The sequence below is a fragment of the Arthrobacter sp. GW460-12-1-14-TSB2 genome, assembly GCF_059423525.1.
In genome coordinates, this window is the sequence record NZ_JBWKYC010000034.1 from 21,874 (window position 1) to 29,932 (window position 8,059).

The 8,059-nt window shown below is 66.7% G+C and carries 5 protein-coding genes and 1 pseudogene; all 6 read left to right on the forward strand.

Going from position 1 to position 8,059, the window contains the following annotated elements; all coding sequences use genetic code 11:
* The first annotated feature begins 121 nt into the window (after positions 1–121).
* Positions 122–1,132, forward strand: a complete 1,011-nt coding sequence (locus AC07YR_RS22330) for a GTP pyrophosphokinase (RefSeq protein ID WP_494735299.1) — start codon at positions 122–124, stop codon at positions 1,130–1,132.
* A gap of 433 nt (positions 1,133–1,565) precedes the next feature.
* Positions 1,566–2,633: a hypothetical protein gene (locus tag AC07YR_RS22335; protein WP_436058336.1), complete on the forward strand. Its 1,068-nt coding sequence runs from the start codon at positions 1,566–1,568 to the stop codon at positions 2,631–2,633.
* Positions 2,630–4,453 (forward strand): metallophosphoesterase family protein, encoded by a 1,824-nt coding sequence (locus AC07YR_RS22340; protein ID WP_494735300.1) that lies wholly within the window; start codon positions 2,630–2,632, stop codon positions 4,451–4,453. The genes AC07YR_RS22335 and AC07YR_RS22340 overlap by 4 nt, the downstream gene beginning before the upstream one ends.
* A gap of 142 nt (positions 4,454–4,595) precedes the next feature.
* A complete protein-coding gene (locus AC07YR_RS22345) occupies positions 4,596–5,762 on the forward strand; it encodes an RtcB family protein (RefSeq protein ID WP_436058334.1) in 1,167 nt (388 codons plus the stop codon).
* 27 nt (positions 5,763–5,789) lie between these two features.
* Positions 5,790–7,112, forward strand: a pseudogene (locus AC07YR_RS22350) (aspartate aminotransferase family protein); the annotation flags it as partial.
* A 123-nt stretch (positions 7,113–7,235) separates the two neighbouring features.
* The coding region (locus AC07YR_RS22355) for an ABC transporter substrate-binding protein (protein ID WP_494735301.1) at positions 7,236–8,059 on the forward strand (824 nt) is incomplete at its 3' end.

Sequence of the window (8,059 nt, forward strand, 5' to 3'; positions counted from 1 at the left end):
AGGTTCTGCGAACAGGCCGCTGTTTTTATCCGGAGGACCCGGAGCCCGGCAGTAGCTGAAAACCGCTGCCTTGGATACTCTGCTGGGTAGATGCGCTGCGCGACGATCTGAGGGGGACCGGTTGGAAGATCATGATTCCATTGTTGCCAGCTCCCTGGAGCAATACAGTGCGCTGCTGCCCCGGCTGAATGCGGCTTCCGATGCCATCGGGCATGCCATCCGCGCCCGGCTCCGCGACGACGGCCTCAACCACCACACCGTGCAGGCCCGGGTCAAGGACCCCGGTTCGGTCAAGGGAAAGCTGGACCGGCTCACTGCGGACGGCAGATTCAAGTATGAACACGGACTCGAGCAGCTCGACGACCTCATCGGTGTCCGGGTGATCATGTTCCTCGAACCCGACATCGCTGACGTTGCAACGGCACTCAAGGGGCAGTTCAACTGCCGCGAGGACGATGACAAAACAAGCTCCCAGCGGCGCAACGGCCAGATCGGCTACGCCGGCCGGCACCTGATCCTGGAAGTCCCTGCCGAGAACGTTCCCGTGGGCTGCCAGCCGTTCATCGGGGATCGCTTCGAAGTCCAAATCCGCACCGTGCTGCAGCATGCATGGGCTGCCTTCGAGCATGACATCCGCTACAAGAGCCTCGCGGAGGCCAACGCGGAAGTGGACCGCGCGTTCACCATGGCGTCAACCCTCATCGAACTCGCGGACGCCCAGTTCTCGGCGATCAACGACATCGTCAAACGCCGTCAGGCCGAAAGCACGGCCGAGTTCGCCGCCAACCCCGCCGCAACCGAGCTCACCGGGGACATCCTCCAGGACATGCTGGCCCGGTTGCTCTCCGAACACCCCAGGAGCCAGGCCCGGCAGTACGGCTGGCTGGGGGACCTGCTTGCCGCCAACGGTGTGCGGACAGTGGCCGATGCCGAGGAGCTCTTCGGCACCGCCGACTGGTCCGGGGTGGCCAAGAGAATGGACTACAAGTTCCCCGCCGGCCACGTCCGGATTGCCGACGACTTCCTGCTGAAGACCTGGGGCGTGGACTACATTGCGCGCACCAAATCCCTGGGGGACGACCCCAAACGTGAGGCGAAACTGACGTACCGCCTGGAGCGCATGCAGGACTGAATTACCCCTGAGCCCGCTGGGGTGTGGCTAAAGTCCCGGCGGGGTTGCCGTCCGGGCGGGGACGGACCAGACAGTGACGGGGCTCCTGCTCAAGCTCCCGAGGTCACACCCCCATGGTGAGTACTCGCAAGGACCAGAGGTGAGTACCTCCTAAATATGCTTCGAAGTAGGTACCTGTTACTCGTGACACCCGCTTGAGCTGAACCCTAGGCTCGTCATCACAGGGCGACCATGGCAATTATCGATTGTGCTGCAGATGCTGCTGGATATACAGGGTTCAACTCCGGGGGGAACATTGATAGACCATCGATTTCTTCACATGGGCGTACGTGGTCCAGGCCGCAGGACTTCCTGGCTTGGCGTAGGGCGGGGAGGTGACCGCCCGGCCGGTCCTCACCCGCGCAGGTCACCGGGTACGCGGCCTCAGGCACTGGTGACCGCGCTGCTGCTTGCGTTGGAGGGTGGCCTGGTCATGGTGCCCGTGGCGGCGTCGGCTGCCGGGAGTGACATGCGCCCTGCGATGAACTGTGGGGTGCGGCTGCTCGCCGGCCTGGGTGGGCCGGGGAGCAACGCGATCGCTGCGAGCAGCAATGGCTTGGTCGTCGGCATCACCGACACTGCTGCAGGCGGGTCCGCACCCGTACTCTGGCGGGATGGCCAGCCGACCCCGCTGGCGATCCCGCTCCAGGCTGTGGCCCCCACCTCCGTGAACCAGAGCGGAGTCGTCGTCGGCACGGGGTATGACGACACGCATGAGGTGCTGGTGGGCTGGTGGTGGCAGGACGGGGTGTACCACCAACTCCCCGTGAGCCCCGGTGACATCGCGCTCCCCTCGATGGTGTCGGACAGCGGCGTCGTCGTCGGGGCGCTGATCAGCGACGAGGAGCACTCCGACGGGCCGGGCGCCGACGAGAACGAGCGCCCCGCTGTCTGGTCCTCAGTTACTGCGGCACCCAGCGACCTTGGGCTTCCCTCCGGGGCAGAGGGCGGTCATGCGTTCGCGATCGGCGCGGACGGCACGATCGGCGGGGTGGCCCTCGCCGACGGCGGTACGCCGGTCCTGTGGACGCAGGCTGGCACCCCGAGAACCCTGCCCACCATTGCCGGGCGGGGCGGCGTGGTGCTCGGGATCGACTCCGCCGGCCAGGCGCTCGGCCAGAGTGCCGTGCCCGGGGGAACCCACGCCGTCGCCTGGGACGTCCAAGGCCGGATCAACGACCTGGGAGCGGCAGCCGCCGGCCCCGACTCGGGCGCAGTGGCGGGCGTCTCGGGGGTGTCCGTGGGAACGGGCAGCAAGCCGTCCTTCCGCGCGTCCCGACCGCAGGCGGTGATGTGGGCGGGTAAGAGCGTCTCGATCCTGCCTCCGGGTTCGGACGGAAAGTTCACCGGCGTGTCCGGGTCGGCCACCTCGGTGTCCCGGCAGGGCGCCACCACTGTTGTCGTCGGGTTCTCGGCGGCAGCCAACGGGCTGCGCCGCGCGACCGAATGGAGCTGTCAATGAACGACCGCCGGCTCGTGCGCCGCCCACTTCGCCGGGCGATGGCCGTCTTGCTCGGCGGCATACTCGTTCTCGCCAATGCCTTCGTCCTCGCCACATCGGAAGAGACTCCGGCCACCGCCGCAGCCTCGGTGAGCCTGGGGTTCGTCGGCGACACCGGCGGCAACACGAGGACCGGCAAGGTGATCGACGCTGCAAGCAGTGCGGGGCTCGCGGCGATGTACAACCTCGGCGACATGTCCTATTCCGAGATCACCCCGGAGTCGTCCTGGTGCTCGTTCGTCACGCAGCACGCCGGGACGATGCCCTATGAGCTTTTGTCCGGGAACCATGAGGACAACGGACCTGACGGGGTGTGGTCGAACTTTGCCGAGTGCCTCCCGGACCGCCTCGGCGTGACCGGAACCTACGGCCAGCAGTTCTACTCGGACTACCCGGCGGGCAGCCCACTGGTCCGGACAATCATGGTGTCCCCGAAGCTGTCCTTCGACGGAACCAGCCTCGACTGGTCCTACAAGGCCGGCACGCAGGGCTACAACTTCGTGTCATCCGCAATCGACGCAGCACGGGCTGCCGGGATCCCGTTCGTCGTCGTCGGGATGCACATGTATTGCCTGTCGATGGTCAACTACCCCTGCGCCGCCAGTCCTGACCTGATGAACCTGCTGGTGGCCAAGAAGGTGGACCTCTACCTTCAGGCGCACGACCACGCGTACGCACGCAGCTACCCGCTCGCGCTCCAGGGCACGTGCACAGCGATCCCCGTCAGCAGCTTCAACCCCGACTGTGTCGCCGACACGAACCCGACCGGCCAGTTCGCCGCCGGCACCGGGACGATCCTCGCCACAGTGGGTTCGGGCGGCAAGTCGATCAACAGCGAGAGCAACACGACGACGGCGCCGTACTTCCAGCGGTTCATGGGCAGCAACAACAACCCGACGTATGGCTTCCTGAAGGTGTCCGTGACCGATACGACGCTGACCGGCCAGTTCGTCGGCGCCTCGGGCGGGACCTTCACTGACAGTTTCACGCTCACCCGGCCGGCACCCTCGCCTTCGCCAACACCAACGCCTTCGCCGAGCCCCTCGCCTTCGCCAACACCAACGCCATCGCCGAGCCCAACGCCAACCCCCACACCGACATCGACACCGCTCTCTGTCCGGTCGTCGGCAACCGGAGCGGGCGAGCTGACCGCTTCGGGCTCCTACACGCCCACCCTGCCAGCAGGCTGGCAGCCCGGCGATACAGTCTTCCTGTTCTCGCAGGTGACCGTGTCCGGGTCCGCGAACAGCACGACTCCCGCCGGGTGGACGCGGGCAATCGCCGACTTCACCAGCGCCGGATCCACCTCAGCGCACCAGGCGGTCTGGTATCGGGTGATGCAGTCAGGCGATACAGCGCCGAGCGTGCCTGAGCCCACTTCCAGGTATGCCTGGGCGACGGTTGCCGTGCAGGGCGCAGACCCCACCACACCGCTGGACGTCACGCCCTCCACTGACACCAACAGCGGGGTGGCTTACCCGAATGTGAGGGCCCCGTCGGTCACTCCGGTGACGCCGGGAGCATTGCTGTTGACCGCACACGGCGTGAGGAACGGCACCAACTCGGCGACAACGACCTTCACGCCTCCGTTGGGGACGGCCGAGGTCGGCGATGTAACGTCGAGCATTGCCTCCAAGTCGAACGCGGCCATCGAGGTCGACTCCCTCGCGCTGACCGACACGTCCGCCACCGGTACGAAAACCGCCTCCGCAGCCTCGAGTTCGGGCGCCATCATCAACCAGTGTGGCTCGTCCATCGTGGTGCGCCCAGCCTCGCCCTGACCTTGTAACTCTCCCGCTCACAGGCAAGACGCTGCCCGGTCAGCAATGGCTGCCGGGCTGCCCTCCCATGAGTCGCCGCGGGGGTGTTGACACAGCGGGGCCCCGGCCTTACTTTCGCCCTATCCCGCCGGGAGGGAAGATCGTGGAACGCATCAACAGCCGGCTCATCAACTGGGCTTCCATCCTGGACGCACAGACGCGGGAGCAAGCCGTGAGAACGTCCCGGCTGCCCTTCATTTATCCGCATCTGGCGCTGATGCCGGACGCCCACCTGGGAAAGGGCGCCACGGTGGGCTCCGTCATCCCCACCCTGGGCGCCGTGATTCCGGCCGCGGTGGGGGTGGACATCGGCTGCGGCATGATTGCCGTCAGGACGCAGTACTTCCTCAACGACCTCCCTTCGGACCGGAAACGCCTGCGGGAGGCCATCGAGAACGTCATCCCGCTTTCGGCCGGACACAACAACCGCAGGGTCATGGCCACGGCCGAACCACGCATCGCGGAGCTGAGGAGGCAGGCTGCCAAGGCCAGGTTTGATCCCGGCCAGTACGTCCCGAAGTGGGAGCTCCAGCTTGGCTCGCTGGGATCAGGCAACCATTTCATCGAGGTCTGCGCGGACGAGACGGATGCCATCTGGCTGTTCCTGCACTCCGGTTCCCGCGGTGTTGGCAACAAGATCGCGCAGCACCACATCAGCGTCGCGCAGCGCGTCACGCGGGAGAAACGCATCGCTCTTCCCGATGCCGACCTCGCCTACCTGGAAGAGGGCACGGCCGAGTTCAGACGGTACATCGAGGAACTGCACTGGGCCCAGCAGTTCGCCCTGCTGAACCGTGAGGAAATGATGGACCGCGTGATCAGCCAGTTCGGCAACTGGACGGGCGGAAAGGTGCTGGAACGGGAACGGATCAACTGCCACCACAACTTCACCCGGCAGGAGACGCACTACGGCAAGTCCGTCTGGGTGTCCCGGAAGGGGGCCATCAAAGCCGAGCGCGGCGATCCCGGACTCATTCCCGGTTCCATGGGAACGGCGTCGTATGTAGTGGCCGGGCTTGGCAACCGCGTGGCGCTGAATTCCTCGCCGCACGGTGCAGGCCGCGAGTACTCGCGGACAGCGGCGCGTAAGGCGTTCTCCCTTGCTGAGCTGAAAAGGGCCATGCAGGGGATTGAATTCCGAGCCACCGAAGCCTTCATCGACGAGATTCCGGCGGCGTACAAGCCCATCGACGTCGTCATGCGCGACGCGCAGGACCTGGTGAGGATCGGCCACAGGCTCCGGCAGCTCGTCAACGTCAAAGGCGACTGAACCCGGGCAGCCCAACGAAGAGAAACGGAGGATGTCATGAATCCCGACGACTTGGTCTTCCACCCCTGGGTGGCGCAGGGGCCGCGCGACGTGCCCACCCTGGTCGGTGGTTCCGGGAGCTACGTGATCGACGACACCGGACGGCGCTACCTGGACTTCAGCTCGCAACTGGTGTTCACCAACCTCGGCCACCAGCATCCGCGCATTGTGGCTGCGATCAAGGAGCAGGCCGACCGCCTGTGCACGCTCGCACCCGGCCATGCGTCCGATGTCCGGAGCGAGGCAGCACGGCTGATTGTGGAGGTCGCACCGAAGGGCCTCGGGCACGTGCTGTTCACCACCGGCGGGACAGAGGCCATCGAGCATGCGGTCCGGATGGCGCGGCTCTACACCGGACGGCCCAAAGTGCTCGCCGCCTACCGGTCGTACCACGGCTCGACGGCGGCCTCCATCCACCTCACCGGCGACCCTCGCCGCTGGGCCTCGGACACGGGCTCGGCCGGTGCCGTCCACTTCTTCGGGCCCTTCCTGTACCGGTCGGCGTTCGGGTCGAGCACCCCGGAGGAGGAATCGGAGCGGGCACTCGCCCACCTCGAACAGGTCATCCTCCTGGAAGGCCCGTCGACGATCGCAGGCCTGGTCCTGGAATCTGTGATCGGCAGCTCGGGCGTCATCGTGCCACCGGCCGGCTACCTGCGGGGGGTTCGCGAGCTGTGTGACCGCCACGGCATCGTCTACATCGCGGACGAGGTCATGGTCGGTTTCGGACGCACGGGCGCCTGGTTCGGCGTCGACCACGACGGCGTGGCGCCCGATCTGATGGCGTTTGCGAAGGGCGTTAACTCCGGGTACGTGCCGCTGGGCGGCGTGCTCGTGGGGGATGCGATCTACGAGATGTTCACCAAGCGCCCGTACCCGGCGGGCCTGACCTACAGCGGCCACCCGCTCGCCTGCGCAGCCGCCGTCGGCGCCATCAATGCCATGCACGAGGAGGACACAGTCGCAGCAGCTGCCCGCCTCGGCGCGGACGTCCTGGGGCCAGGGCTCAGGGCGCTCGCCGACAAGCACGGGTCCGTCGGGGACGTCCGCGGCATCGGCGGCCTCTGGTCCCTCGAACTGGTCCGCGACCGGCAGACCAAAGAGCCGCTTGTGCCGGCCGGGGCCACTGGTACGGCGAACGCACCGATGGTCTCGGTCGTCAAGGCGTGCCTTGTGCGCGGCCTGTTGCCGCTGGTCCTGGGCAACCGGGTCCATGTGGCGCCACCGCTCAACGTGGACCGCTCCGACGCCGCCGCGGGCCTTGCCATTCTTGATGATGCCCTTGCGGCAGCCGACGCCTACGTCGCCTAGCCGTGCTGCCTAAGGGCGTCCGAATGTGACGCTAGATGAACCCGCGTGACCCCCCGTTTCCGCTTCATTGAACGGGTTTATGTCACTCCCTATGGTGAAACAATGACAAGTCCCCAGCCCGGAATGATCCGCATCGTGGCAGGAGAGAGCAACAACCCGAAGCGCAAGCGCGCCGTGGAGGTCCTGGTTGCCCTCGGCCTGGTGCTGCTCATTGCCGCCGGTGCCGTGGTGGCGTCAACCCTGTCCCGTGATTCCTCAGCCCAGGCAGCGGCCCCCGCTCCGACGCCTGCTGCTGAGTTGAAGCTGGGCTATTTCGGCAACGTCACCCATGCCCCGGCGCTGGTGGGCGTGAAGCAGGGTTTCATTGCCAGGAGCCTGGGTGAGACCAAGCTGAGCACGCAGGTGTTCAACGCCGGCCCGGCCGCGATCGAGGCGCTGAATGCCGGCGCGATCGATGCGACGTACATCGGCCCGAACCCGGCGATCAACTCGTTCGTGAAGAGCAAGGGCGAGTCCGTCAGCATCATCGCCGGCGCCGCTGCAGGCGGCCCGCAGCTGGTGGTGAAGCCGGAGATTGCCGCTGCGGCGGATTTGAAGGGCAAGACCCTCTCCACGCCGCAGCTGGGCGGGACCCAGGACGTGGCGCTGCGGGCCTGGCTGTCCGCCCAGGGCTACAAGACCAACACCGACGGCAGCGGCGACGTTGCCATCAACCCCACCGAGAACGCCCAGACCCTGAAGCTGTTCCAGGACGGCAAGCTCGACGGCGCGTGGCTGCCCGAGCCCTGGGCGTCCCGGCTGGTGCTGCAGGCCGGCGCCAAGGTCCTCGTGGATGAGAAGGACCTGTGGGACGGGTCGCTGACGGGCAAGCCGGGCGAGTTCCCCACCACCATCCTGATCGTGAGCAAGAAGTTCGCCGCCGACCACCCGGACACCGTCAAGGCACT